Origin of the sequence: Halococcus salifodinae DSM 8989, assembly GCF_000336935.1 — an archaeon.
Lineage (GTDB): Archaea > Halobacteriota > Halobacteria > Halobacteriales > Halococcaceae > Halococcus > Halococcus salifodinae.
This window is the reverse complement of the sequence record NZ_AOME01000077.1, coordinates 1-24,151: the sequence shown is the minus strand read 5'-3', so window position 1 is coordinate 24,151 and position 24,151 is coordinate 1. Positions and strand designations below refer to the sequence as shown.

Below are 24,151 nucleotides of genomic sequence, written 5' to 3'. Positions count from 1 at the left end.
AACACTATTGGGGTCAGAGCGGTACCGAGCGTGTCTTTCGTAGGCTGAAACGGCGTACTCCTCCGTTCCGATACTGCTCAAATCACGTTGACGAAGCAACTACCGATAGATGACCTGATTATTTATCTTTGAGAAAACTAACTCAGATGGACGTTACTGCCATCCCGGGGGAAAACTATTAATATTCACCTCTTCTGCTACTTCAACATGACAGCAGTAAACGTGCGTGAAGGTATCCGGTATGGCGTATCACTCCTTGGATACTTCGTAGTTCTGTTTATCGGTGGGGGCGTCATTATCGCCATCGGCTTCGCGCTGCTTCCTCTCGACAGCGTCATTGCAACTTTGATTGGGTTTATATTCTTCCTCATAGGATCTGTCATATTTTATGCAGGTTTCCTTGGTGTTGGATATAAAGTCATCGCTGATGGAGTTGCGAAAGGTATCCAATCCGTCCAACCCTCGACCAGTAGTACTGAGACGGGTGATATGACTGGCAGCGGAGGGCTGATTAACTCGATCACAGAAGACACAGAAGATGGAACTACGGAACGATCCGAGGGGCCGCGAACACGCGAGTAAGGTACTGAGAAGCTCACGCGACGTTGTCACTTCTCTCGCACGGTCATCCGTGTATCGGATCACCGATCACTAAGGGGTGCGGCTTCGCGGAGCGAACACACTACCCGGTCCGCTCAACTACACTCGGTCCGTGGATCGGGTACTGGACGGCTGTGGCCCGGGGCGCGTAGCGAGCCCCATCGTCATTTAGCCGTCGTCGATCGCCGCGAGTGCGTCGTTGAGCGTAAACCGACCCTCGTAGAGCGCGCTGCCCACCACCGCGGCGTTCGCACCCGCATCGCGGAGCGCGCGGATGTCGTCGATCGTCGCCACGCCACCGCTCGCCACCACAGGGATCTCGACGGCATCGACGAGCCGACGGACGGGATCGGTCTGGACGCCGTCGAGACGGCCCTCGACGTCGACATCGGTGAACAGGATCGCGCCCGCTCCGCGGTCCTCGTACTCCGCGGCCGCCGTCGCTGGATCGAGGCCTGTACCTTCGGTCCAGCCCGAGATCACGACCTCGCCACCCTTGGCGTCGAGACTCACCACCACGCTCCCCGGATGGGTTTCGCTGATTTCCGCGACGAGTTCGGGGTTCTCGACCGCGGCCGTCCCGAGGATCACCCGGTCGACGCCGCGATCGAGCAGATCGCGCGCGTCCGCGGCGGTGCGGATGCCGCCGCCGAGCTGCACAGGGATATCGACCGTCTCGACGATCCGTTCGATCGCAGCGGCGTTCGCCCGCTCGCCCTCGAACGCCCCGTCGAGATCCACGAGATGGAGAGTGCGTGCGCCGGCCGCGACCCAGCGTTCGGCCGCATCGATCGGGTCGCCGTACTCGTTTCCAGTACTGCGCTCGCCGCCGACGAGCTGGACCACCTCGCCGTCCTGAACGTCGACCGCAGGCACCACTTCGAACCCGGAGAACATGGTGGCGGTCGGAGTCGTCACAGCCTAAACCCACCGGAACTCGCGGCCGTGCTCGATGGGGCGATAACTTATGAGATGGATCTCCTGTGGTTGGGAAGAACTATATGTCGAGCGCCACTCGAATCGAGCATGGCGCTTTCGGTGCTTCTGCTCGTTGGACTCGGTGTCGTGGTCTTCGTCGGGTTCAACATCGGTGGCTCGAACGTCGGCGTCGCGTTCGGGCCGGCGGTCGGGTCGAAGTCGATCTCGACGACGGGCGCGGCGGCGCTGATGACGGTGTGTTTCTTCCTCGGCGGCTGGACGGTCGGGCGCGGTGTCGTCCGGACGATGGGTGGCCGGATCGTGCCGTCGAGCGAGTTCACCTTCGTGGCCAGCATCGTCGTTCTCTTCTTCATCGGTCTCGCGCTCTTTCTCGCCAACGTCGTCGGCGTCCCCGCGTCGACCTCGATGACCGGCGTCGGCTCGATCGCCGGCCTCGGTCTCGCGACGAACACCTTGAACTGGACGACGATGGGCGAGATCGTCTCGTGGTGGGTCGTCTCCCCCGTGATCGCCTTCTGGGTCAGCGGCGTGATCGGCCGGTACTTCTACCCCCACTTGAACCGGCTGTTCGCCGTCAAGCAGACCGCAGGCTCGCTGCTCGAACTCGACCGCTCGCGGACGCCGCCGCGACCGACGCTCGGCGTGAACACCACCGTCCGAGAGCTCGTCGGCACGCTGCTCGTCGTCGTCGTCGCCTGCTATACGGCGTTCAGCGCGGGGACCTCGAACGCGGCGAACGCGATCGCGCCGCTGGTGGGGGCCGAAGCGATCGACATCGGCCCGGGGATCATTCTTGCCGGTCTCGCCGTTGGCCTCGGAGCGTTCACGATCGGCCGACGGACCATGGACACGATGGGGAACGACCTCACCGAAATGCCGCTGCTCGCGGCGCTGATCGTGGCGATGGTGAGTTCGACGCTCGTAACGCTGCTCTCGTGGTTCGATATTCCCGTCAGCGTCGTCATCATCTCCACGATGAGTATCGTGGGGCTCGGCTGGGGGCGCGCCACGCGAACCGTCACCGTCACCGACGTCCGGCAGGGCGAATCGCCGGCCGTCTCGGTCGACGCATTCGCCACCGACGCCGACGGACAGACCGTGGGCGGCGGTGGGAGTCCACCCGATCCGGGGACGAAGCCGGCCCCGATCGGCGACGAGACGGCTGACGACGAGTCGGCGGTGGATCTGTTCAAACCGGGGGCGAGCGCCCGCGTCATCGCCATGCAGAACCTCGTGCCGGCGATCGCGACCCTCACCTCGTTTCTGCTCTTTCGGTTCGTCGTGCTCTCCTGAGAGAGGTCCGTGCCGTCGGCGATGTGGTCCGTGGATTCCACCCGATTGTTCCTGCATTTGTGCCGAGAAACACGTCGACGCCACCGAAACAGCAAGGTCTAACAAGCCGGGGCGAGAACGCCGACGTGATGCCTACCGTAGAATACGTCAACTACGAAGTGTTCGACGACCAGGGCTGGGATCTCGAGGACGACGACCTCTTCGAGAAGGCCGAAGACGCCGACCTCGGGGAGGAGGATTACGGCTCCCTCGACGTCAACGAGTCCGAGTACATCCTCGAAGCCGCCGAGGCTCAGGGCTACGACTGGCCGTTCTCGTGTCGGGCAGGCGCGTGTGCGAACTGCGCCGCCATCGTCACGGAGGGTGAGATCGACATGGACATGCAGCAGATCCTCAGCGACGAGGAGGTCGAGGATCGCAACGTCCGCCTGACCTGCATCGGTAGCCCCGCCGCCGACACCGTGCAGATCGTCTACAACGCGAAACACCTCGATTACCTCCAGAACCGCGTCATATAAACCCACTTTTTTAGACGGGGGCATCGCGCGCCTGCGGCGCGCTCAACCCCCGACCAAAAACCTGGACTAAAAACACCCGCTCACTCGCGCCTTCGGCGCTCGTTCGCGGTACGACTGCTGGCGCTCTCCGCGACCGCTCTGCAACCACCACCGCACAGCACCGCCCGAGCCCTCGGCTTACTCACTCACTCCGTTCGCTCGCGCACCTCGCCCTCGATCCACCGAGGACCACCGACCACCTCCGCTACCGCAACTACTACCGCCCCGCTACCGCAACCACCACCGCCCCGCTACCGCAACTACTACCGCCCCGCTACCGCAACCACCACCGCCCCGCTACCACAACCACCACCGCCCCGCTACCGCAACCACCACCGCCCCGCTACCGCAACTACCACCGCCCCGCTACCGCGGTCAGCACTGTCTCGCCCCCGCAACCGCCCCGCCGCGCGACGCAGCCGCCGTGCGAGCGTTTATGACTGAAGCCGCGACCACCGCGCGGTATGCACGCGTTCAGCGATCTCCGAACGGCGGCCTACTGCCCCCGACAGTGCTACTACCGACAACAGGACGACGATCGCGAACCGCCACCCGAGGTCGAAGAGCGCCGCGATCTCGCCTTTCGGTATCCCGCGTTCCTCGACAGCGCGGACCTCACGAGTCACCCGATTTCCGTCACACCGACTCAGTACCGGAGCAATCTCTCGTGTGCGAAGGCCCGATTCGATGCGTTCGAGGAACTCTGCCGACCTGACTCGCGCGACGTGCTCCTCACTGGCAAGGAGTGTCGAGGTGTCGCTCACAAGATCCTCGACCTCGACACGCCGACCCCGTCGCTGATCTCGGCCGGCAGCCCACCCGAGAACGGCGTCTGGCACCCTCAAACCGTTCACGCCGTCGCGGCCGCGAAGGCGCTCGCGTTCGAACGTGAAACCGCCGTCGAGCGTGCGTTCGTCGAGTATCCGACGCACGGAATCATTAGGGATGTAAAACTCACCACCCGACGGAAGGCGGCCTATCGACGGGCAGTCCGAACGCTCGAATCGATCGACGGACCGCCGCCGCGCCTCGACGACGACGCGAAATGCGAGTCCTGTGAGTACCGCGAGGAGTGTGGCGTGAAGACCCGGTCACTGCGCTCGCTGCTCGGCCTCGGGTGATCACTACGTGGACTCGATTACTTCCGTTCGAGCCACGCCGCGATCTCGTCGGCGCGCGCGCCGCGACGGTGAATCGTCCTCTCGGCAACGTCGACCACGGTGCTTTCGGTGCCGGGGAGTTCGTCGCCACCGTCGATCACGGCCGCGCTCGCCTCCCGTACCGCCGCGTCGACCGCCTCTGCCCGCCGGGCGCTCGGGTTCCCGCTCACGTTCGCACTGGTTGCGGTGAGCGGGGCGACCTCTCGCAGGAACGCGAGTGCGGTCGGATGGTCGGGGACGCGCACGCCAACCTGGTCCCCACCGGCAGTCAGTACGTCGGGGACCGCCTCGCGCGCTTCGACGAGCACCGTGACCGGACCGGGCAGGAATTCGTCCATGAACCGTTTTTCCTGTGCGGTCGGCCGCGTGTACTCCGCCGCCGTCTCGACGTCGGGCACCGCGAGCGAGATCGGCTTGCTCCGATCGCGTCCCTTGACGGCGAACACCCGCTCGACCGCCGCCGTCGAGAGCGCGTCCGCGGCGAGGCCGTAAACCGTCTCGGTCGGATAGACCACGACCTCGCCCTCGCGGATCGCCGTGGCGGCGCGTGCGAGATCGACCACGTTCAGAGTGCGTCGATCGCGGCCTCGACGTCGTCGTAGTCGGGGAAGTCGGGCCACTCGCTCGCGACCCACGCGTACCGGACCGTGCGCTCGTCGTCGATCACGAACACGGCTGGCCGCGGCTCCGTGATCCCGGCCATTCCGTCGAGGTCGTTTACGATCCCGTACTGCTCGGCGACGCCGTTCTGCGGGTCTGAAAACAGCCGCGCGTCGATCCCGCGCTCGGCGATCAGCCGCTTGTGTGCGTACGGCGTCGAGATCGAGAGTCCGACGACCGCGATTTCGTCGGTCCACCCTCGATCCCGGATCTCGTTCCAGACGTACGTCGCGGGGAACGCCCCGTCCATCGGGTGGAAGACGAGAACGGCCGGTCCGTCGTCGAGCACGTCCGAGAGGGCGGTGTCGCTCCACACCTCGGCGTCGACGAGCGGTCGGACGAAATCGGGCGCTTCGTCGCCCTCGGTGGGATGGTCCGCCGCGTCGAGTTCGACCACGTCGAAGTCGAGCGCTGCCATCAGGCCGCGTCCTCCCCGTCGCCGTAGGTGCCGTCGAGATACGCCACGATGTTCGCGCTTTCGGACATCGTGACTCCCGTATTGGGATCGACGATCGCCGGCACGGTGCGCTTGCCGCTGATGCGCTTCACGACGTCGCGCTCGGAGTGCAGCGGCTCGATGAACTGCGACTCGTAGTCGACACCGAGCTCGTCCAGCCGGCGGACGACGCGCTCGCAGAACGGACACGCCTGGAGTCGGTAGAGCGTGAGTGGCTCGCTTGCCTCGACGGACGCGGTGCCGCTGGCTGCATCGGTGCTCATGCGCCATCCTTCGGGCGAGACGCGCGTAAGCCCTTCGCCTCTCCTCGTCGCTCGACCCGTCGGACTCCGATCGATCTAGTCACGTCGGTTCGGTCCGATCGGTCGGTTTCGTGTCTCCTCGGGTGGCTAACACCCTCCGATTGTCAGCATCGACCATGCGAACGTTTAATCCGACCGGCAGGCAAGACCACAACGTCGCTATGGGCATACTTCCACTCACGACGGCTTCGTCCGCGCCGATACCAGCAGTCACTCCCATCCAGATGGACGTGCTCGGGATTTCGCTCTCCCAGACGGCGTTCGCCGGCATCGGTGCGCTCATGATCCTCGTGCTGATCGGCTTCTCGGGGTTTTTCTCCTCCTCGGAGATCGCGATGTTCTCCCTGCCGGCCCACCGCCTCGACGCGATGATCGAGAAGGGCCAGCGTGGCGCGCAGACAGTCAAGGCCCTCAAGGAGGACCCCCACCGCTTGCTCGTGACGATTCTGGTGGGTAACAACCTCGTCAACATCACGATGTCGTCCATCTCGACGACCATCGTCGGCTTTTACTTCGACGCGGGCACGGCGGTGCTCGTCTCGTCGTTCGGTATCACGTCGCTCGTTCTGCTGTTCGGCGAGAGCGCGCCCAAATCCTACGCCGTCGAGAACACCGAGTCGTGGGCACGGCGCGTTGCCCCGCCGCTGCGGGTCGTCGAGAAGGTGCTGTGGCCGCTCATCACGCTGTTCTACTATCTGACACAGATGGTGAACAGGATCACCGGTGGCCGCTCGTCGATCGAGACCTCCTACGTCACCCGCGAGGAGATCGAGGACATGATCGAGACCGGCGAGCGTGAGGGCGTGATCGAAGCGGACGAACGCGAGATGCTCCAGCGCATCTTCCGTTTCAACAACACCATCGCGAAAGAAGTGATGACCCCCCGACTCGACGTGACCGCGATCGACGCCGAATCCACCGTCGAGCAGGCGATCGAGACCTGCGTCCAGAGCGGTCACGCCCGGATTCCGGTGTACGAGGGCAGCCTCGACAACGTCATCGGGATCGTCAACATCCGCGATCTCGTCCGGGACCTGAACTACGGCGAGTCCGCGGATCTCGAACTCGACGACCTCATCCAGCCGACCCTCCACGTCCCCGAGTCGAAGAACGTCGACGACCTCCTCCGTGAGATGCGCGCCGACCGCCTCCGGATCGCGATCGTGATCGACGAGTTCGGCACCACCGAGGGCATCGTCTCGGTCGAGGACATGATCGAGGAGATCGTGGGCGAGATATTGGAGGGCGGCGAGAACGAACCCATCGAGATCGTCGACGACGACACGCTCGTGGCTCAGGGCGAGGTCAACATCCACGCGGTCAACGAGGCGCTCGACATCGACCTCCCCGAGGGCGAGGAGTTCGAGACCATCGCCGGGTTCATCTTCAACCGTGCGGGTCGGCTAGTCGAGGCTGGCGAGAGCCTCACCTACGATGGGGTCGAGATCACGGTCGAATCCGTCGAAGACACCCGGATCACGGCCGCACGTGTTCATCGGCTTCCCGAAACCGAGACGAACGCCGAAGCGACCGCCGAGACCGATGGCGGGCCGGACGAGACGGACTGAGTCGGGTCAGTTCGCCGTGAAGTCGATGTCCGAGTCGGCATCGGACGCCGCTGTTTCCTCGGGCACTTCGCCGCCCTCGGCGGCTTCGAGCGCCTCGACGTTCTTCGGGGTGTCGACGTGCCACCGATCGACCTCGTCGTCGTACTCGGCGAGCCGGTCGGAGACTTCCTCTTTGAGATCGTCGTCGTTGACGTTGACCTCGAAGGCGTATCCCACGTCGTCGCCCTCGCGTGCGCGCCCCGAGCGCTGGAGGTTCGCGCTCACGAGCTCGTTGTCGAAGTAGTACGGCGCGACCTGGGTCATCACGTTCCGGTAGACGGTGTCTTCGACGGTGCGAACCGCCTTCCGGCCGGCGGAGTCGGCCGCGCGCGCGACGTAGTCGAGCGATTCGCTCCACGTGTCGACCGCCTCATCGGGATCGTCGAGCCGGTCGTAGGACTCGCTGAGCTTCTCGCCCGCACTCAGGAGGTCCTCGTTCGGCTCTTTGCCGGCTTTCTCTCCCTCGCCCTCTTCGATGCTCGCCTGCTCGGCGGTCTTCTCGTTGACGTCCTCGCCGAGGCGCTCGTGGCTCTTGGGTCGCCACTCGTCCCACTCCTCGAACGCCTCGCTCTCCGCCCCGAGTTCGGCGAGCGCGTGGGTGATCCGCTCGCCGTGTTCGACCGCGTCGTTCCATCCGCCCCGGATCTTGAAGCCTGAAATGCTCTCTTCCATCGAGTCCTGTGGTCCTCGTGTTTGTCGAACCGGGCTACTTCCCGTACGTGAGACGAGTCGCCACCGCGTCGATCCGGCGCTTCGCCCCGCCGAGCCACGCGGAGGGCGACACGCTCCGGAGTTCGTCCTCCGAGAGCTCGATGCGCGCGCCGGCGAACGGGTCCGCGGCCTCGCGGTCCTCGTCGCTCTGTCCGTCGGCGGCCACGCCGGTCACGGAGGACATGGCACACCGACCACACGCCTCGCGGTCAGTTCCACCCATAGTCGGTCGCCGGTACGCCGAGCAGGCGCTTAAACGTTCGTGTGGGCCGTGCGCTTTTACTCGCGCCCGTCGTGACGCTGCCATGGGCTATCGCGTTCTCGACACCGACGACGTCACGCCGAGCGACGACCGCCCCTGCGAGCCCCGAAACCACGACCCATGACCGCCGATGCGAACGGCGGCGAGGCGGGACGGATCGAACCCGACGCGACGGACGCCGTCGCCGAGGACGGTGCGGACGACGCCAGCGATGCCGCAGCCGAACCCGACACAGCCACGTATCCCGACGTTCCCGACTGGGACGACGAGTACGTGGATCGAGTGAGCGATCGACTGCTGTTCAACTACGATCTCGATCGTGATCGCCACGTCCGTGGCGAGCGATTCACGCTCTACGGCGAACTCCACATCGAGAGCCACAAACAGTTCTTCCACGAGGCGCTCTCGTACGGCCACCACGAGTCGGGCGAGCACCTGTTCGTCCGTCGGGCCGATCGGGTCGACGTCGCGGAACTCGAACGCCTCGTCGATCTCGGTCACAGGCTCGCCGACGAGTGGATCGCACCGAACGAGGAACATTACAGCACCGAGTTCACGTTCGCGATCGCGACCGACACGATCGACCCCGATACCCGATCGTTCGTCGAGGGGTTCACGGACCGCACCCTGCTGAAGTACGGCTACCACGGCCACTACGAGATCAACCTCGTGGTCGTCGCGCCCGAGCGTGAGGACATCGTCGCCAGCCGAAACGCCGACATCGCCGACGCCTTCGGGCTCTGGGACGACGCCGATTCGGGGGGACTGCTCGAACGGCTCGTGGCGCGCGTCCGTCGCTGATCCGCTCCTTCGCCGCGAGCTCCGTGAGAGTGGACTCAGAGCACTCCGAGCAGCGCGAGCCCGGCGTAGAGCAGATCGCCGTACGCCAGCGCGAGACAGAGTCCGCCGAACAGCGGGACGAGAAACGGGATGCCCGGCGAGATCCACACCGATTCCGCCGTCGTGAGGTGGTCGAGCGCCGTACGGAGGTTGGCGGGGGTCGCGCCGTAGGCGTCGTCCACGTCGTCACAAAACGCCGCTGCGCCCCACGAGTCGGCCGAATTCTGTACGCTCTCCCGATCGCTTGCCGTTGCGTCGCGGACCGGTTCAGTCGCTCGGCTGTCTCCGTGTCGCGGCCCGCCGTCGGTGGCGGCGTCGATCCGTCCGTCGCCGGGCGCGTTCGGTTCCGTCGGCAGGCTCTCGGGGTCGCGTCCTTCAGCAGGTGCGGCGCGGAGCGCGGCGAGACTCGTGTTACGCCACGCGAGATACATCCGGAGTGCGTCGAGATCGAGGCCCGCATCGAGCCCGTTCGCCCGCCCGAGCAGCCGGCCGTGGATTGCGGGAATCCTCTCCCACGAAATCGGCCGACCCACGGCCATCGTCGTCGTGATTCGTCCCGCGAGCGCGTTCCGGGCGGTAAGTGAGAGCGGGTAGACCGCGCCGACGAGCGCCGCGTTCGTGAGGATCGTCACGGCGAACGCACCGCTCACGGTCGTGAACGGGAGAACGAGCGACGGTGAGGTCGGGAGAAGATACGAGGGTGGTGTCGGAAAACACAGGCAGACCGCGGCGAGCGCCTTCGCATCAGCGCCGCCGAACGCGCCGAGCCACCAGAACAGGGTGCCGAGTGGGGCGATCACGCCCACGCTGACGGCGACGCGGACGACGAACAGTCGGCGTTCGGCGTCGAGGCCGCCGTGCCATATCGTCCACGCCTCCCACGCGAGCAGCGCGCCACCGAGGGCGACGAGCGGCAGCCACGTCCGGTTCGCCACCCGGCGCGTTCGCAGATCACGGACGGCAGCCCAGCCGAGCACGGGGAGCGCGAGCAGCCGGAGCAGGTCGACGGACGCGTTCACGATCCACGAGCCGGGCGCGGGAACATAGGTCTTTCCTCAGGATCGAGGCATCTCGTCTTCGATTTCCCGAACGAACCCCTCGATCGCGTCGTCGAACGCCGTCGGCTGCTCGATCATCGCGAGGTGGGCGGCGTCGGGGAGAACGGTGGCGGTCGCGTTCGGCACGTTCTCGGCGAGGTACTCGTGGTATCGCGGCGGGGTCAGTCCGTCGTGTTCGCCACAGATCGCGAGTGTGGGTGCGTCGATCCCATCGAGTTGCCCCCGGACGTCGAACCGGTGGCAGGTCTCGAAGTCCCGGCGAGTGGTCGCTTGGCCGACCGCGCGCATCGTGGCCTTCGAGCTCTCGACTGCGGGACGGTCGGTGTCGTGAAACAGTCGATCCTCGGCGTGGAGGAACTCGATGGCGCGGTCGAAGTCCTCGTCGAGCCACGCGCGCAGGTCGTCCATCACGGTGAGCTTCGCGCCGGTCCCGGCGAGCACGAGGCCCGCTGGCGACGCGTCGCGTTCGAGCGCGAGATGCTGACAGATCGCGCCGCCGAGCGAGTTACCGACGAGGATCTCGGCGTCGGTCGCGTCGGCGACTGCGAGCACGTCGTCGGCGTACGCCGAGAGCGCCTCGTAGCCCGGATCGGCGTCGACGTCTTCGGAGTCGCCGTGGCCACTCAGATCGAGCGCGACCGCCGGCCGCGTGTCCTCGTCCAACTGGGCACGCCAGATCTCCCTGTCCGCCCCGCTGCCGTGGACGTACAGCACCCGCGCACCATCACGATCGTCGCCCGCCCGTTCGTAGGCCGTCGTCCGGCCGCCGTGGGTAACGGTTTCCATACCCCGAGTTCGTCGGCGACGCACATATACTGTCGGCGAGAACGGGTCACCACGAAGCGCGTCCGGACCGACCGTCGACGACGGACGATTGGGCTGAGGTTTCCCGGGATCCTCGCCGCTGGGACTCCACTCTTCAACCTGAACCACAATACCAGCGATCGGTTCGTAGACTACCCACGTGCCGGGATCATGGGCAATACATTTATATATTAGAAGGACTAACCAAGGGTTAGGATGACACCAAAGCTCCAGCAGTTCGACGAGCGCGACACCGGCGAACTCCGGCGGTACGAGTACGACGATCAGGTGGTGTACGCGGTTGATGTCGGACTCGGTGAGACGACGGTCGACGTCGTCGGGAACACGGTACTGATCGTGGGCGACGACGATCAGGCCGAGTTCGAGGTGCCGGAATCGGGGACCGTCGAAGCCGGTATCAACAACGGCGTGCTTACTGTCGAGGTGGAACGATGAAGCTCACCGTCAAACCCCTGAAGCAGAAAGACGCCGGCCGCGGCCTCGCGGCGGTCGATCGGGCCGCGATGGAGGAGCTCGACCTCGAAAACGGCGACTACATCGTGATCGACAGCGGCGAAGGGCGCGCGATCGCGCGCGTCTGGCCTGGCTACCCCGACGATGGGGGCCGCGACGTGATCCGAGTCGACGGCCAGCTCCGCAGTGAGGCCCAGGTCGGGATCGACGATCACGTCACGATCGAGAAGGCCGACGTCAAGCCCGCCCAGTCCGTGACGGTGGCGCTCCCCCAGAACCTCCGCATCCGGGGGAACGTCGGACCGTACATCCAGGACAAGCTCTCGGGTCAGGCGATCACCCAGGGTCAGACCATCCCGTTCTCGCTCGGGTTCGGCCCGTTCTCGGGTGGGTCGGGCCAGCGCATCCCGCTGAAGGTCGCCGAAACGAACCCCGACGGAACGGTGATCGTCGCGGAGACCACCGAGATCGAAGTGAGTGAGAAGCCCGCCGAGGAGATCGTCTCCGACGCTACGGGCGGCGGCAGCGGCGCGAGCGCCCCCTCCGTGACCTACGAGGATATTGGCGGGCTGGACCGCGAGCTCGAACAGGTTCGCGAGATGATCGAGCTCCCGATGCGCCACCCTGAACTGTTCCAGCAGTTGGGGATCGAGCCGCCGAAGGGAGTTCTCCTGCACGGGCCGCCGGGCACCGGGAAGACGCTGATCGCGAAGGCGGTCGCGAACGAGATCGACGCCCACTTCGAGACGATCTCCGGGCCGGAGATCATGTCGAAGTACTACGGCGAGAGCGAAGAACAGCTCCGCGAGATGTTCGACGAGGCCGAAGAGAACGAGCCCGCGATCATCTTCATCGACGAGATCGACTCGATCGCGCCGAAGCGCGACGAAACCTCCGGCGACGTCGAGCGCCGGGTCGTGGCCCAACTGCTGAGTCTGATGGACGGGCTCGAAGAGCGCGGCCAAGTCACCGTGATCGCCGCCACCAACCGCGTGGACGCGATCGATCCCGCGCTCCGGCGCGGCGGCCGGTTCGACAGGGAAATCGAGATCGGTGTGCCCGACAAGGGAGGGAGGAAAGAGATCCTCCAGGTCCACACCCGCGGGATGCCGCTGGCCGACGATATCGATCTCGACCAGTACGCAGAGAACACCCACGGGTTCGTCGGATCGGACATCGAGAGCCTCGCGAAGGAGTCGGCGATGAACGCCCTTCGGAGGATTCGGCCCGAACTCGACCTCGACGAGGAGGAGGTCGACGCCGAGGTGCTCGAAGCGATGCAGGTCACCCGTGAAGACGTCAAGGGCGCGCTCAAGGGCATCGAGCCGAGCGCGCTCCGGGAGGTCTTCGTCGAGGTGCCCGACGTGACGTGGGAGAGCGTCGGCGGCCTCGGAGACACCAAAGAGCGCCTGCGCGAGACCGTCCAGTGGCCGCTCGACTACCCCGAGGTGTTCGAGGCGATGGACATGAACGCCGCGAAGGGCGTGATGATGTACGGGCCGCCAGGCACCGGCAAGACCCTACTCGCGAAGGCCGTCGCGAACGAGGCCGAGTCGAACTTCATCTCGATCAAGGGTCCCGAACTCCTCAACAAGTTCGTCGGCGAGTCGGAGAAAGGCGTCCGCGAGGTGTTCTCCAAGGCACGCGAGAACGCTCCCACGGTGATCTTCTTCGACGAGATCGACTCGATCGCGGGCGAGCGCGGCCGCAACATGGGCGACTCCGGGGTCGGCGAGCGCGTCGTCTCCCAGCTCCTGACCGAGCTCGACGGGCTCGAAGAGTTGGAGGACGTCGTGGTGATCGCCACTTCCAACCGACCGGACCTGATCGACAGCGCGCTCCTCCGGCCTGGCCGACTGGATCGCCACGTCCACGTCCCGGTGCCCGACGAGGACGCCCGCGAGGCGATCTTCGAGGTCCACACGCGGGGCAAACCCCTCGCCGACGGTATCGACCTCGCCGACCTCGCCCGCCGGACGAAGGGCTACGTTGGCGCTGACATCGAGGCCGTCACCCGCGAGGCCGCGATGGCCGCGACCCGGGAGTTCATCGAGAGCGTCGACCCAGAGGACATCGACGGCAGCGTCGGTAACGTCCGGATCGACGAGAGCCACTTCGAGGACGCGCTCTCGGAAGTGACCGCGAGCGTGACCGAGGAAACTCGGGAACGCTACGACGAAATCGAAGAACGCTTCGACAGCGGCGAACCCGCCGAGGATCGCGAGGTCGGCCGGACGTTCCAATAGCCGATCTCCACTTTGTTACTTCACCCCCGTCGCTCGTTCACTGCGTTCGCTCGCGGTAGGGATTGCTAGCCTTCTCCGCGACCGCACCGCCCCGCAGCCACACCACACTGCCGAACCGCAACTGCTATCGGGCCGACGCCGCTCTCCACGTTTCCTATGAGTTGGCGAGCCATCAGGCCGGTCGCACTCGCGGCCGTCCGTCGAGAGAACGGAGAAATTTTGGTCTCGAAGGACGACGAACCCGGCGAGGACGAGCCGTTCTACCGGCTCATCGGCGGTGGCGTCGAGTTCGGCGAACACAGCCGCAAATCGGTCGTCCGTGAGTTCCGCGAGGAACTCGATGTCGAACTCACGAACGTCAACCCCACTGGAACCTACGAGAACGTGTTCACCTTCGACGGCGAGCAGGGCCACGAAATCTGGCGGGTGTACGAGGGCGACATCGCCGAGGACTGGCCGTACGAGCGCGACAGCTTCGAGGGCCGCGAACCGGAACTCGACGAGACCTATGAGGCGACGTGGATGGCTCCCGAACGGCTCCGAGACGACGTGACGTTCTACGATCCGGTCGTGCTCGACGACCTTGGCCGGCGGTAGCGGTGCGGTTCCTGGTGTCTCGACAAACGGGGTGAGTCGAGGCTCACGAGAGCACGCTCTCCTGGTGGATGAAGGGCGAGCGGGTGCTCGGAGTGAGTGGGCGAGGGCTTCGGCGGTGCTGTACGGAGGAGGTGGCGGTGCGGCCTGCGGTAGTCGCTAGTAGTTCTACCGCGAAGCGACCGCAGGGAGCGAGCGGGGTTTTTCATGAACGCTTTTGCGAGGGGTTGAGCGCGCGAAGCGAGCGCGCGAACCCCCGAAGTAAAAACGTTCAGTAGATGAGCTCGTCGTCGTTCTCGACCATGTACAGCGTCCGTGCAGAGATGTTGACCGCGTGATCGCCGATGCGTTCGAGGTCGCGGATCGTGAGCAGGAGTCGCGAGACGTCAGCCATCATCTGCTCGACGCTCTCGCCGGCGTCGAGTTGGGTTTCGATCAGGTCCCGGACGACGACGCTCGACGCGCGCTCACACCGGTCGTCGAGATTGTCGTCGCGCTCGTCGATGGCGTAGCAGGCATCGATGTCTTCCTCGTCGTAGGCGGTCATGGCGTTCTCGACCATGTCGACGGTGTAATCACCGATCCCTTGGATGTCGACCTCGGGGAAGACGTCGCGTTCGGCCTGGAGAGTGTACTCGCCGAGATTGGTGGCGAGATCCGCGATGCGTTCGAGATCGGTGATGACCTTGAACGAGGAGGCGATGAAGCGTAGGTCGCCTGCAACCGGCTGCTGGAGGGCGAACAGATCGATACAGCTGCCTTCGAGATCGAGATACATCCGGTTGATCTCGGCGTCGCCATCGATGACCTCCTGTGCGGCCGCCTCGTCCTTGCGGGCGAGCGCGTCGAGACCCATCCGGAGACGTTCGAGGACGATCTCGCTCATGTAGAGGACGTCCTCGCGAAGCGTATCGAGCTGCTCCTGATAACTCTCGCGGGGCATACCACCCCGTCGGACCGTCCACGTAATGTACCCTTCGACGAATTTGGCACCGAATATTGGTAGTACTATTGCTGCCTATATATTACGATACACTACTATTATCGCGCTGTCTTCACCACACGCTTCTGAAGGTGTGAATCGAGTCTCCGTATCCCAACCAAGGGAGAGGAGACAGAATTTCATGGAGAGATCCCGTCCAGTTGCGGTCGCTATATATTTTTGAATAGATTTATTGTCGAGGGGAGTAGATCGGCGGCTATGGAGACGCGCAAGGTCCAGGTCACGGGCGGGTCGACGTACACCGTGTCGTTGCCGAAGTCGTGGGCGACCGACAACGGCGTCAGCGCCGGGAGCGAAGTCGAGTTTTATCCCGAGGACGAGTCGCTGTTGCTCGCCCCGCGGACCGAGGAGACCACGGCCGAGGGGACGCTCGACGTCACCGACCTCGAAGGGTCGGAGCTCACGCGCGCCGTCGTGATGATGTACGTCAACGGGTTCGACGTCATCACCCTGGAGACCGCGAGCGTCGACGCCGCCCAGCGCCGCACCATCCGCGAGGCCACCCAGGGACTGGTGGGACTCGAAGTCATCGAGGAGACCTCCGAGCGGGTCAGTCTCCAGGATCTCCTCGACTCCTCGGAGCTCTCGATCCACAACGCGATCACGCGGATGCGGCTGGTCTCACTCACCATGCTCGGCGACGCGGTCGAAGCGCTCAGTACGGGGGACCCCGACCTCGCAGCCGACGTGATCGAGCGCGACGACGACGTCGACCGGCTATGGTACATGACTGCACGGGTGTTCCGGACCGCGCTCCGGAGTCCAAGCGCGGCGACCGAGATCGGCCTGTCCCGCGAGACGTGTTTCGACTACCACTCGGCCGCACGCCAGCTCGAACGGGTTGCCGACCACGCGACCAAGATCGCCGAGGTCGTCGGCGACGTCGAGAGCGTCTCGGAGGACGTCGGCGAGGCGCTCGCCGCACTCCACGACGGGGCGGCAAACGTGATCGAGACCGCGATGGACGCGCTGCTCGCCGACGAGGACGACGACGCGCTTCGGCTCGCGAACGACGCGATGTCCGCGATCGACGAGATCGACGAACGCGCCCGCGAAGTCGATTGCCTGCTCCGCGACCGTGATTCGGAGCGCGCCCAGCGGCTCGGCCTCGTCGTGGACTCGCTCTCCCGGAGCGCCGACTACGGCGGGAACATCGCCGAAACCGCGATGCAGAAGGCCGCGCCGCAGCCCTAAATCCCCACCTTTTGCTACGGTCGCTCGTTCGCTTCGCTCTCTGCTCGCGGGCGCACGAGGCGGCGGAGCCGCCTCGAATCGCGGCGCGTAGCGCCGCGCATGGCCCGCTCGCACGGTACGAGGTTCCTTCGGAACCTCTCTACTCGCAAAATGTGGATCAAAAGCCTGCGTCACCCCCTCACTCCGTTCGGGGGATTCCTCGGCCCGCTCACTCGCCTACGGCTCGTTCGCGGTACACTGCTAGCGCTCTCCGCAAACCGCACCACCACTCCGCACAGCACCGCTGAAGCCCTCGGGCGCTCGCGACGCTCGCGCCCTCGCCCTTCATCCGCCAGGCCCGCACCGCTCCGCGCCACCAATCGTCGCAGAAACGAAAAGGTCGGTTACTCTTCGAGGACTGCGTTGACCTGACCGTCCTGGCCGGGTCGGGAGGTCACGCGCGCGAGGCCCTCGCTGGTCTCGATGAGCGCGCCCTTGGTCACGATGTTTCGCCGGACGTAGTTCGGGTTCGCGGGGTTCTCGGCGACGTCCTCGATCGTTGCATGCGTGGTCCCGTCGTCGGTCGCGACGGTCGCGTTGTCGGTCGCGATCGCACGGACCTTCTGGGTGTTGCCGCGCGCGTCGACGGTTTTGAGGGCCTGCTCGCCGACCTGTGTCTCGGTGGCCTCGCTGCCGAGTTCGTGTTTTCGCTTGCCGCGGATCGGCCGTCGTCGTCCGCCAGTGCGCTTCCGGACCGAGCGTCCCTGATCTTTCATACCCCAACACCGACGAGCACGCTACTTGAATCGATCGATGCCGCACCGTCAGGTTTAGGCGAGTTCCCGTCCCCGGTTCGTCGTGAGCCTCCGCAGTGCGGTCGCCGCACCGTTCGTCGGGCAGGGTGAGACCCGCCTCGCCGAGAGCGAGTTCGTGGTGGCGCTCTCGCTCGACCGCGACTGGTTCTCGCCGGAGCAGGCCACCCGGCTCGCCGATGTCGCGGTCGGCGAGGGACTGCTCGACCGGACCGACGACGGGCTGGTGCCGACGTTCGAGCCCGAAGACGTGACGATCCCCGAGGAGTTCGTGCCGAGCGAGGAACTCCTCCAGCAACGGTCGACCTTCGAGCGGGTGATCGAGACGGTGGTCGCGAGCGGCGTCGAGAAGCGCGAGGCGGTCGCGGAAATCAACCAGTTGCAGAGTTCGCTCGGCGTCACCGTCGAGGCCGCGGCAGTGGTGTACGCTCGCCGCCGAGATATCGACGTGAGCGACGCGGCCGAGCGCGCACTCGACGATCTCGACGCGGGATCGCTGGAGCTCAGTTGAATCCCGCGACGACCGCCGGCAGTCGCTCGGCGAGCGCGTCGCGCTCGATCGTGGCGTCGGCTGCCGGCGACGACTCGCCGTTGTCGAGGACGTGGATCGCCCGAAGGCCGGCAGCGCGCGCACCGGCAATGTCGAGTTCGGCGGAGTCACCGACGTAGATCGTCTCGTCGGCGGTCGTCCCGAGCGCGTCGAGTTCGGCCCGGAACGCACGGTCGTCCGGCTTTCCCGCCGCCAGATCGCCGGTGATCACGACCGCATCGAACAGGTCGTTCCAGCCGAGCGCGTCGAGCTTCGCCTGCTGGGCGCACACCGGCCCGTCGGTGAGAAGGCCGACGCGGTACTCCTCACGGAGCGATCTGACGAGCTCTTCCGCCCCTGCGACCGGTACGAGCGCGTCGGTGATCGCCTCGCGGTAGGTGTCCGCGAGCGCGCCTGCCGAGGCGTCGGTCTCGCGGTCGGTGAGCAGATCGTCGAAGATGGGTTCGCGAGTCCGGTTCGTGAGGTTCCGGCGGTGGGCGTCGAGGTAGGACTCACGTGAGAGGGAGGGGCCGTCGACCGCCGCGCTCGCCTCGTCGAGCAGCGTCTGACGGTCGCGTTCGGGGACAGCGAGGGTGTAATCGAGATCGAACGCGACCGCCCTGATGGTCATACTCACCCGTAGGCCGCTTCCCACATGAGTGTGGCGAGACGAACCCGAAAGTCCTTGCACAGTCACGAACAGCGGAGCGTATGGGATTTTTCGACCGGCTCGCCGACCGGATCGACGCGACCGACAGCGTGCTCTCGATCGGGCTCGATCCCGACCGCGACCGACTCCCCGATCACCTCCACGATCACGACCTGCCGCGGTGGGCGTTCAACCGCCGGATCATCGACGCGACACACGACCACGCCGCGTGCTACAAGCCGAACGCCGCCTTCTACGAGGACCCCGACGGCTGGCGCGCGCTCCGTGAAACCGTCGCCTACGCCCACGGCAAGGACGTTCCGGTACTCCTGGACGCAAAGCGTGCCGACATCGGCAACACCGCCCGCCAGTACGCGACCCACCTCGATGCGGCCAGCGGGCACGCGGCAAACGAGACGGCCGCCGACGCGATCACCGTCAACCCCTATCTCGGCCGGGATTCGCTCGAACCGTTTCTCTCCCAGGAGGCGGGCGTGTTCGTGCTCTGTCGGACCTCGAACCCTGGTGGGAGGGACCTCCAGAACTGCGAGCTCGCCGACGGCGAGCGCCTCTACGAACGGGTCGCGCGGCTGGCCGACGGCTGGAACGAGCGCGGCAACGTCGGTCTCGTGGTCGGTGCGACCGCTCCCGAAGAGCTCGAAACGGTGCGCGACCTCGTTCCCGACCTCCCCTTCCTCGTCCCCGGTGTCGGCGCACAGGGTGGGGACGTCGAAGCCGCGATCGAGTACGGCCTCGCCGATGGCGTCGGGCTCGTGAACTCCTCACGCGGAATCATCTTCGCCGGCAAGGATCGCGGCGAAGAGTTCGCGCGGGCGGCTGGCGAGGCGGCGAAGCGACTCAAGCGACGGCTGAACGAACATCGCTGAACGAGTATCACGGAACAAGCAGGCACGTGCCGGGCTCGTCGAGGGGGAACCCGGAAGTCCAATAACGCTGTGCCCATCCGTCGAGGTCCGTAGTATTAGTTCCGATAAAGCACGAAAATATAAGATGCTTCGCAGTCGTGGTGGAAACCGATGAAGCAATGATGGACGATCTCACGGGGTTTCAGCGCGACCTCCTGTACGTCATCGCGGGGATGGACGACCCGAAGGGGCTCGGTGTTAGCGAGGAGTTACAGCACGCCTACGACAACGACATCAACCGGGGGCGACTCTACCCGAACCTCGATACGCTCGTCGAAAAGGGGCTGGTCGAGAAGGGGTCGCAGAACGAACTCACCAACTTCTACGCAGTCACCGAGCAGGGCCGGGCGGCGATCGCGGCCCGCCACGAGTGGGAGCGCCAGTACGTCGACCACGACGCCGTCGGCGATTGAGACGGCGTCGTACTGCATGCCGCTTTCAGGACTCAGAACCGAACGTCGTCGCCAGCGTCGCTCCGGCCAGGACCGTCATCGGTTTCGGCACCACCACCGCCGGCTTCTGCCGAGCAGTCGAGGCAGAGGCCGAACGCGTCGTTGTGGTGCTGGTCGCAGACGGCCCGCCCGCACTGATCGCAGGTGTGGCTCGCTTCGGCGCTCTCACAGACCTGACACAGCCCGGATACGCTCATATCCGGGGTTCGTCATCAGGAAACTTCAACTTGTGGCGGGAGACTTACGCCGTTCGGGCCACAAGCACTGTCGTGACTAGGTCGGGGCTCGTAGTTGGGCTCGGCGGAGTGTTCGCCGGACTGACCGTCTTCACGACGGTGCTCGGCTTCGTCTACAGTCCGGTAGCGCTCGCACTCGCGGTTCCGTTCGGGGCCGTGACCTACTTCCTCTGGTATCACGTGAGTGGTCGGCTCCGCGAGCGGGTGTACCGACAGACACGCACCGCGGGTCCCCGACGAACCGAGCGAACGACGCGAGCCGGCCAAACGACACGAACCGGCCGCGCCGAGACCGGCGGGTTCGGTGCGGGGCCGCGCGAGGAGTGGACCGGGCCGCGAAGCGACGGTGGTTTCGATGCCGGCGGTCGGCGACGAGCGACTGCCGGCGGGCAGCGCCGGCGTGGCCCGAGCACGGCGGCGGCGTACCGCGCCCTCGATCTCGAACCGGGTGCGGACGAAGCGGCTGTCAGAACCGCATACCGCGAGAAAGTAAAGGAAGTTCATCCCGATACCGACGACGGCAGCGAGCGCGCGTTCAAGCGAGTACAGAACGCCTACGACCACCTCTCGGACTGACGACCGCAGGAGCGTCCCAGCGCTCGGCCGCACACTGCGATCCGAACCCGTAACCACCCGGCTCGCCCACGTCACGTATGAATCGCGCAGACGCCGCTCCCGAGGCGCGACCGCCCCTCGCGGTCGACATCGACGGCACCCTCACCGATCGCAATCGAGTCGTCGATCCACGAGTCTTCGACGCGCTCCGAGAGTGGCCCGCACCGGTCGTTCTCGCCACCGGCAAGGCACTTCCCTATCCGGTCGCCCTCTGTGAGTTCGCCGGTCTCGCGACGCTCGTCGTCGCCGAAAACGGCGGCGTGGTCTGTCTCGATACCGAGACTCGCGACGATATCGTCGTCGACGGCGATCGGACGGCCGCCGACCGCGTCGCCGCGGCCTACCGCGACGCCGGCCACGATCTCGGCTGGGGGAGTCTCGATCTCGTCAATCGATGGCGCGAGACCGAGATCGCGGTGAGTCGCGACGCGCCCCTCGACCCCCTCCGAGAGATCGCCGTCGAATACGGACTCGACGTGGTCGACACAGGGTTCGCGTACCACGTCGTCTCACCCGATGTTGACAAGGGCCGCGGGCTCTCGATCGTCGCCGACCGCCTCGGACGCGATCCCGAGGAGTTCGTCGCGATCGGTGACTCCGCGAACGACGTCGCGACGTTCGAGGTCGTGGGGCGATCGTTCGCGGTGGCGAACGCCGACGAGGCAGCGACGCAGGCGGCCGATCTGGTGACTGATGCGGCGTACGCCGACGGGTTCATAGAGGCACTTTCGACGGTTCGATCTTCCTCATAAAATCCAGCAACGGCAGTCTCGCCACAGCGTCCGGCGGGGACGGCTGATTCGCCGAGGACGAATCACGACACAAATGAGAACCGCGAGCCACACCCTCCCCAGCCGATTCCTTCGCTCGCTCACTACGTTCGCTACACTCAGTCATCCCTCGCACGAGTCGGGCGTCTCCGACGCCCTCCCGCGCGCCACAGCCATCAACAATGGCCGAGCTTCGCCTAGCGTTCTGCCGATCAAATACCATGAATCGTGCCATCATACACCAGAGAGAAGGGCTTTTGCGCCCGGCACGCTACGATCACACATGGCCCCCGACCGGGCCGTCCTCAAGCGGGCGCTCGATGCGGGCGAGCGCGAGGGCGGCAGCGTCGAGTTCAAAGAACGGCTCACGAAGGACCTCCACCTCGCCGACGGCAAGCTCGAAAGCCTCGCGGCACAGCTCCGCCATCGGGTGCTCTCGGGCGACGGCGAGGCCACGTACGTGGTGGGCGTCACCGACGACGGCGGGCTCGCGGGGATCCCCCACGACGACTTCGCGGAGTCGATAGACGTGCTCTCCTTGCTCGCCGAGGAGGCCGACGCCCACATCGAATCGGTCGACACGTGGGGGATCGAGGACGGACTCGTCGGCGTCGCCACAGTCAGAGAAGGCGCGCTGCTGGAGGACGACGGTCACATCGTCGTCGGCACCGCAGGTCACGTCGACCATGGCAAGAGTACGCTGGTCGGGTCGCTCGTCACCGGCCAACCGGACGACGGCGAGGGGAGTACGAGAAGCTTCCTCGATGTCCAGCCTCACGAGGTCGAGCGCGGCCTCTCGGCGGATCTCTCCTATGCGGTCTACGGGTTCACCGATGGCGAGCCGATCCGAACCGACAACCCCGACCGGAAGACCGACCGCGCCGCGGTGGTCGAGTCGGCCGACAAGCTGATCTCCTTTGTCGACACCGTGGGCCACGAGCCGTGGCTCCGAACCACGATCAGGGGATTGGTGGGCCAGAAACTCGATTACGGCCTCCTCACGGTGGCAGCCGACGACGGCCCCACCAAGACCACCCGCGAGCATCTCGGCGTCCTCCTCGCGACCGAACTCCCCACGATGGTCGCGATCACGAAGGCGGACATGGTCGACGGCGAGCGCGCCCTCGAAGTCGAGCGCGAGGTCGAGCGCCTGCTCCGAGACGTCGGCAAGACACCGCTCCGCGTCGAGCGTCACGGTGTCGACACGGCGGTCGAGGAGATCGGTGGTGGTGTCGTGCCGGTCCTCCGAACGAGCGCGGTCACGATGGAAGGACTGGGCACGCTCGACGACCTGTTCGAGCGCCTGCCGAAGACCGGGGAGAGCACGGGCGAATTCTCGATGTACGTCGACCGGAGCTACAAGATCACGGGCGTCGGCGCGGTCGCCTCTGGTACTGTGCGCTCCGGCACCGTCGAGGCGGGCGACGAACTCCTGCTCGGCCCGTTTCCCGACGGCTCCTTTCACGATGTGGAGGCGCGTTCGATCGAGATGCACTACCATCGTGTGGACCGCGCGAAGGCCGGACGAATCGTTGGCATCGCGCTGAAGGGCGTCCGCGAGGCCGACGTCGAGCGCGGGATGGTGCTCCTGCCACGCGAGGCCGATCCCGACCCCGTCCGGGAGTTCGAGGCCGACGTAATGGTGCTGAATCATCCGACGCGGATCGACGACGGCTACGAGCCGGTCGTCCATCTCGAAACCGTGAGCGAGGCCGCCGCGTTCCACCCCGCCGAGGGCCAGCTTCTTCCCGGCGACACCGGCTCCACGACGATCCGGTTCAAGTTCCGACCCTACCTCGTCGAGGAGGGCCAGCGCTTCGTCTTTCGCGAGGGCCAGAGCAAGGGCGTCGGGACCGTGACCGACGTATTGCCCGTCAAGTGAGAGAACTACCCGAGCCAACCCCCGTCGAACCCGCGCTCGTCACGCCGAACCGCATCGTTTGAGTCGCCGACGACGCTATCTGGGTGCGTGAAAGCCGTCTTCCACCACTCGAACGACGACACCGGCCTCCACGAGCGGGTCGTGAACAACGTCGCCAACTTGCTCGACGACGGCTCGATCGATCTCGACGCGATCGCAGTGGTCACGAACAGCGGCGGGCTCGCGCTGGTCAGGGAGGACTCGCCACAGCGCGAGCACGTCGAGACGCTCATGGAGTACGGAGTCACGTTCAAACAATGCCAAAACACCATCGCGGGCACCGACACGACCACCGAGGACCTCATCGACGGCGTGGAGCTCGTCCCCGCGGGCGTCGGCGAACTGACGCGCCTCCAAGCGGAGGGCTACGCCTACATCAAGCCATAGCTCGTGAACTCGTGTGATCCGAGCGTGTGCCGGTTCGCGCTGAATCAGAGGAACAGCGGCGGAATCGTGTTCTTGAAGATGTTGAGCGCTGTCTCTTATACACATCTCTGATGG

General features: G+C 65.7%; 29 protein-coding genes. 17 read left to right on the top strand and 12 right to left on the bottom strand.

Annotated features, from left to right (window positions below; translation table 11 throughout):
- The first annotated feature begins 207 nt into the window (after positions 1-207).
- Positions 208-582 carry a hypothetical protein gene (locus C450_RS21775; protein WP_152424526.1) on the top strand — a complete coding sequence of 125 codons (375 nt, stop codon included), beginning with the start codon at positions 208-210 and terminating at the stop codon, positions 580-582.
- A gap of 186 nt (positions 583-768) precedes the next feature.
- On the opposite strand, the gene hisA is transcribed toward C450_RS21775, so the two are convergent.
- A complete protein-coding gene (gene hisA / locus C450_RS16580) occupies positions 769-1,497 on the bottom strand; it encodes a 1-(5-phosphoribosyl)-5-[(5-phosphoribosylamino)methylideneamino]imidazole-4-carboxamide isomerase (protein WP_005045424.1) in 729 nt (242 codons plus the stop codon).
- Positions 1,498-1,626: 129 nt separating this feature from the next.
- Here hisA and C450_RS16575 point away from each other — a divergent pair, with 129 nt between their 5' ends.
- The 3 genes from C450_RS16575 (at position 1,627) to C450_RS16565 (ending at position 4,510) form a co-directional block, all read left to right on the top strand.
- The gene (locus tag C450_RS16575; protein ID WP_005045422.1) at positions 1,627-2,832 is read left to right on the top strand and encodes an inorganic phosphate transporter; all 1,206 of its coding nucleotides are present in this window, start codon (positions 1,627-1,629) and stop codon (positions 2,830-2,832) included.
- A 128-nt stretch (positions 2,833-2,960) separates the two neighbouring features.
- Positions 2,961-3,350: a ferredoxin Fer gene (fer, locus tag C450_RS16570; RefSeq protein ID WP_005045421.1), complete on the top strand. Its 390-nt coding sequence runs from the start codon at positions 2,961-2,963 to the stop codon at positions 3,348-3,350.
- Between the two features lie 503 nt (positions 3,351-3,853).
- Positions 3,854-4,510: a CRISPR-associated protein Cas4 gene (locus tag C450_RS16565; RefSeq protein ID WP_005045420.1), complete on the top strand. Its 657-nt coding sequence runs from the start codon at positions 3,854-3,856 to the stop codon at positions 4,508-4,510.
- 17 nt (positions 4,511-4,527) lie between these two features.
- Here C450_RS16565 and C450_RS16560 read toward each other — a convergent pair whose 3' ends face one another.
- Genes C450_RS16560 through C450_RS16550 form a run of 3 tightly spaced genes read right to left on the bottom strand, consistent with a single transcriptional unit; the run spans position 4,528 to position 5,929 of the window.
- Positions 4,528-5,112: an L-threonylcarbamoyladenylate synthase gene (locus C450_RS16560; protein WP_005045418.1), complete on the bottom strand. Its 585-nt coding sequence runs from the start codon at positions 5,110-5,112 to the stop codon at positions 4,528-4,530.
- Positions 5,113-5,114: 2 nt separating this feature from the next.
- A complete protein-coding gene (locus C450_RS16555) occupies positions 5,115-5,627 on the bottom strand; it encodes a redoxin domain-containing protein (RefSeq protein ID WP_005045417.1) in 513 nt (170 codons plus the stop codon).
- On the bottom strand, positions 5,627-5,929 hold the full coding sequence (locus C450_RS16550; RefSeq protein WP_005045416.1) for a glutathione S-transferase N-terminal domain-containing protein: 303 nt from the start codon (positions 5,927-5,929) through the stop codon (positions 5,627-5,629). The genes C450_RS16555 and C450_RS16550 overlap by 1 nt, the downstream gene beginning before the upstream one ends.
- A gap of 200 nt (positions 5,930-6,129) precedes the next feature.
- On the opposite strand from C450_RS16550, the gene C450_RS16545 reads away from it, so the two are divergent.
- Positions 6,130-7,536 carry a hemolysin family protein gene (locus C450_RS16545; RefSeq protein WP_049910349.1) on the top strand — a complete coding sequence of 469 codons (1,407 nt, stop codon included), beginning with the start codon at positions 6,130-6,132 and terminating at the stop codon, positions 7,534-7,536.
- 6 nt (positions 7,537-7,542) lie between these two features.
- Here the strand turns inward: C450_RS16545 and C450_RS16540 are convergent, their stop codons facing one another.
- The gene (locus C450_RS16540) at positions 7,543-8,247 is read right to left on the bottom strand and encodes a DUF5828 family protein (protein WP_005045414.1); all 705 of its coding nucleotides are present in this window, start codon (positions 8,245-8,247) and stop codon (positions 7,543-7,545) included.
- Between the two features lie 34 nt (positions 8,248-8,281).
- Entirely contained in the window at positions 8,282-8,509 is a 228-nt protein-coding gene (locus C450_RS16535; protein WP_005045412.1) for a hypothetical protein, read from the bottom strand.
- Between the two features lie 159 nt (positions 8,510-8,668).
- Between C450_RS16535 and C450_RS16530 the strand changes: the two genes are divergently transcribed.
- Complete coding sequence (locus C450_RS16530; RefSeq protein WP_005045410.1) at positions 8,669-9,349, top strand: hypothetical protein; 681 nt, start codon at positions 8,669-8,671, stop codon at positions 9,347-9,349.
- Positions 9,350-9,384: 35 nt separating this feature from the next.
- Here the strand turns inward: C450_RS16530 and C450_RS16525 are convergent, their stop codons facing one another.
- Both C450_RS16525 and C450_RS16520 read right to left on the bottom strand, forming a co-directional pair.
- Complete coding sequence (locus C450_RS16525; protein ID WP_005045409.1) at positions 9,385-10,407, bottom strand: prepilin peptidase; 1,023 nt, start codon at positions 10,405-10,407, stop codon at positions 9,385-9,387.
- 36 nt (positions 10,408-10,443) lie between these two features.
- A complete protein-coding gene (locus tag C450_RS16520; protein ID WP_005045408.1) occupies positions 10,444-11,232 on the bottom strand; it encodes an alpha/beta fold hydrolase in 789 nt (262 codons plus the stop codon).
- Between the two features lie 234 nt (positions 11,233-11,466).
- Here C450_RS16520 and C450_RS16515 point away from each other — a divergent pair, with 234 nt between their 5' ends.
- The 3 genes from C450_RS16515 to C450_RS16505 all read left to right on the top strand — a co-directional run bounded on the left by C450_RS16515 (position 11,467) and on the right by C450_RS16505 (position 14,567).
- A complete protein-coding gene (locus C450_RS16515; protein ID WP_005045407.1) occupies positions 11,467-11,706 on the top strand; it encodes a DUF7127 family protein in 240 nt (79 codons plus the stop codon).
- Positions 11,703-13,970: a CDC48 family AAA ATPase gene (locus C450_RS16510; RefSeq protein ID WP_005045406.1), complete on the top strand. Its 2,268-nt coding sequence runs from the start codon at positions 11,703-11,705 to the stop codon at positions 13,968-13,970. The genes C450_RS16515 and C450_RS16510 overlap by 4 nt, the downstream gene beginning before the upstream one ends.
- A 156-nt stretch (positions 13,971-14,126) precedes the next feature.
- Positions 14,127-14,567, top strand: coding sequence for an NUDIX hydrolase (locus C450_RS16505; protein WP_049910347.1), 441 nt, complete (start codon positions 14,127-14,129; stop codon positions 14,565-14,567).
- A gap of 268 nt (positions 14,568-14,835) precedes the next feature.
- Here C450_RS16505 and phoU read toward each other — a convergent pair whose 3' ends face one another.
- Complete coding sequence (phoU, locus tag C450_RS16500; RefSeq protein WP_005045404.1) at positions 14,836-15,507, bottom strand: phosphate signaling complex protein PhoU; 672 nt, start codon at positions 15,505-15,507, stop codon at positions 14,836-14,838.
- A 258-nt stretch (positions 15,508-15,765) separates the two neighbouring features.
- On the opposite strand from phoU, the gene C450_RS16495 reads away from it, so the two are divergent.
- Positions 15,766-16,761: a phosphate signaling complex PhoU family protein gene (locus C450_RS16495; RefSeq protein ID WP_005045403.1), complete on the top strand. Its 996-nt coding sequence runs from the start codon at positions 15,766-15,768 to the stop codon at positions 16,759-16,761.
- Positions 16,762-17,144: 383 nt separating this feature from the next.
- Here C450_RS16495 and C450_RS16490 read toward each other — a convergent pair whose 3' ends face one another.
- Positions 17,145-17,516 carry a 30S ribosomal protein S8e gene (locus C450_RS16490; RefSeq protein WP_005045402.1) on the bottom strand — a complete coding sequence of 124 codons (372 nt, stop codon included), beginning with the start codon at positions 17,514-17,516 and terminating at the stop codon, positions 17,145-17,147.
- An 82-nt stretch (positions 17,517-17,598) separates the two neighbouring features.
- On the opposite strand from C450_RS16490, the gene C450_RS16485 reads away from it, so the two are divergent.
- On the top strand, positions 17,599-18,063 hold the full coding sequence (locus C450_RS16485) for a DUF2240 family protein (RefSeq protein WP_005045401.1): 465 nt from the start codon (positions 17,599-17,601) through the stop codon (positions 18,061-18,063).
- On the opposite strand, the gene C450_RS16480 is transcribed toward C450_RS16485, so the two are convergent.
- Positions 18,056-18,712 carry an HAD family hydrolase gene (locus C450_RS16480; RefSeq protein ID WP_005045400.1) on the bottom strand — a complete coding sequence of 219 codons (657 nt, stop codon included), beginning with the start codon at positions 18,710-18,712 and terminating at the stop codon, positions 18,056-18,058. The genes C450_RS16485 and C450_RS16480 overlap by 8 nt on opposite strands.
- A gap of 80 nt (positions 18,713-18,792) precedes the next feature.
- On the opposite strand from C450_RS16480, the gene pyrF reads away from it, so the two are divergent.
- Together pyrF and C450_RS16470 are read left to right on the top strand one after the other, a co-directional pair.
- A complete protein-coding gene (pyrF, locus tag C450_RS16475; RefSeq protein WP_005045399.1) occupies positions 18,793-19,617 on the top strand; it encodes an orotidine-5'-phosphate decarboxylase in 825 nt (274 codons plus the stop codon).
- Between the two features lie 161 nt (positions 19,618-19,778).
- Positions 19,779-20,069, top strand: a complete 291-nt coding sequence (locus C450_RS16470; protein WP_005045398.1) for a PadR family transcriptional regulator — start codon at positions 19,779-19,781, stop codon at positions 20,067-20,069.
- Between the two features lie 32 nt (positions 20,070-20,101).
- On the opposite strand, the gene C450_RS16465 is transcribed toward C450_RS16470, so the two are convergent.
- Positions 20,102-20,305, bottom strand: a complete 204-nt coding sequence (locus C450_RS16465; protein WP_005045397.1) for a hypothetical protein — start codon at positions 20,303-20,305, stop codon at positions 20,102-20,104.
- Positions 20,306-20,377: 72 nt separating this feature from the next.
- Here C450_RS16465 and C450_RS16460 point away from each other — a divergent pair, with 72 nt between their 5' ends.
- The 4 genes from C450_RS16460 to C450_RS16445 all read left to right on the top strand — a co-directional run bounded on the left by C450_RS16460 (position 20,378) and on the right by C450_RS16445 (position 24,037).
- Positions 20,378-20,920 (top strand): J domain-containing protein, encoded by a 543-nt coding sequence (locus C450_RS16460; protein ID WP_080510325.1) that lies wholly within the window; start codon positions 20,378-20,380, stop codon positions 20,918-20,920.
- A 77-nt stretch (positions 20,921-20,997) separates the two neighbouring features.
- A complete protein-coding gene (locus tag C450_RS16455; RefSeq protein ID WP_005045395.1) occupies positions 20,998-21,711 on the top strand; it encodes a phosphoglycolate phosphatase in 714 nt (237 codons plus the stop codon).
- A gap of 301 nt (positions 21,712-22,012) precedes the next feature.
- Complete coding sequence (locus tag C450_RS16450; protein WP_005045394.1) at positions 22,013-23,611, top strand: GTPBP1 family GTP-binding protein; 1,599 nt, start codon at positions 22,013-22,015, stop codon at positions 23,609-23,611.
- An 87-nt stretch (positions 23,612-23,698) separates the two neighbouring features.
- The gene (locus tag C450_RS16445) at positions 23,699-24,037 is read left to right on the top strand and encodes a DsrE family protein (protein WP_005045392.1); all 339 of its coding nucleotides are present in this window, start codon (positions 23,699-23,701) and stop codon (positions 24,035-24,037) included.
- Positions 24,038-24,151: the final 114 nt, after the last annotated feature.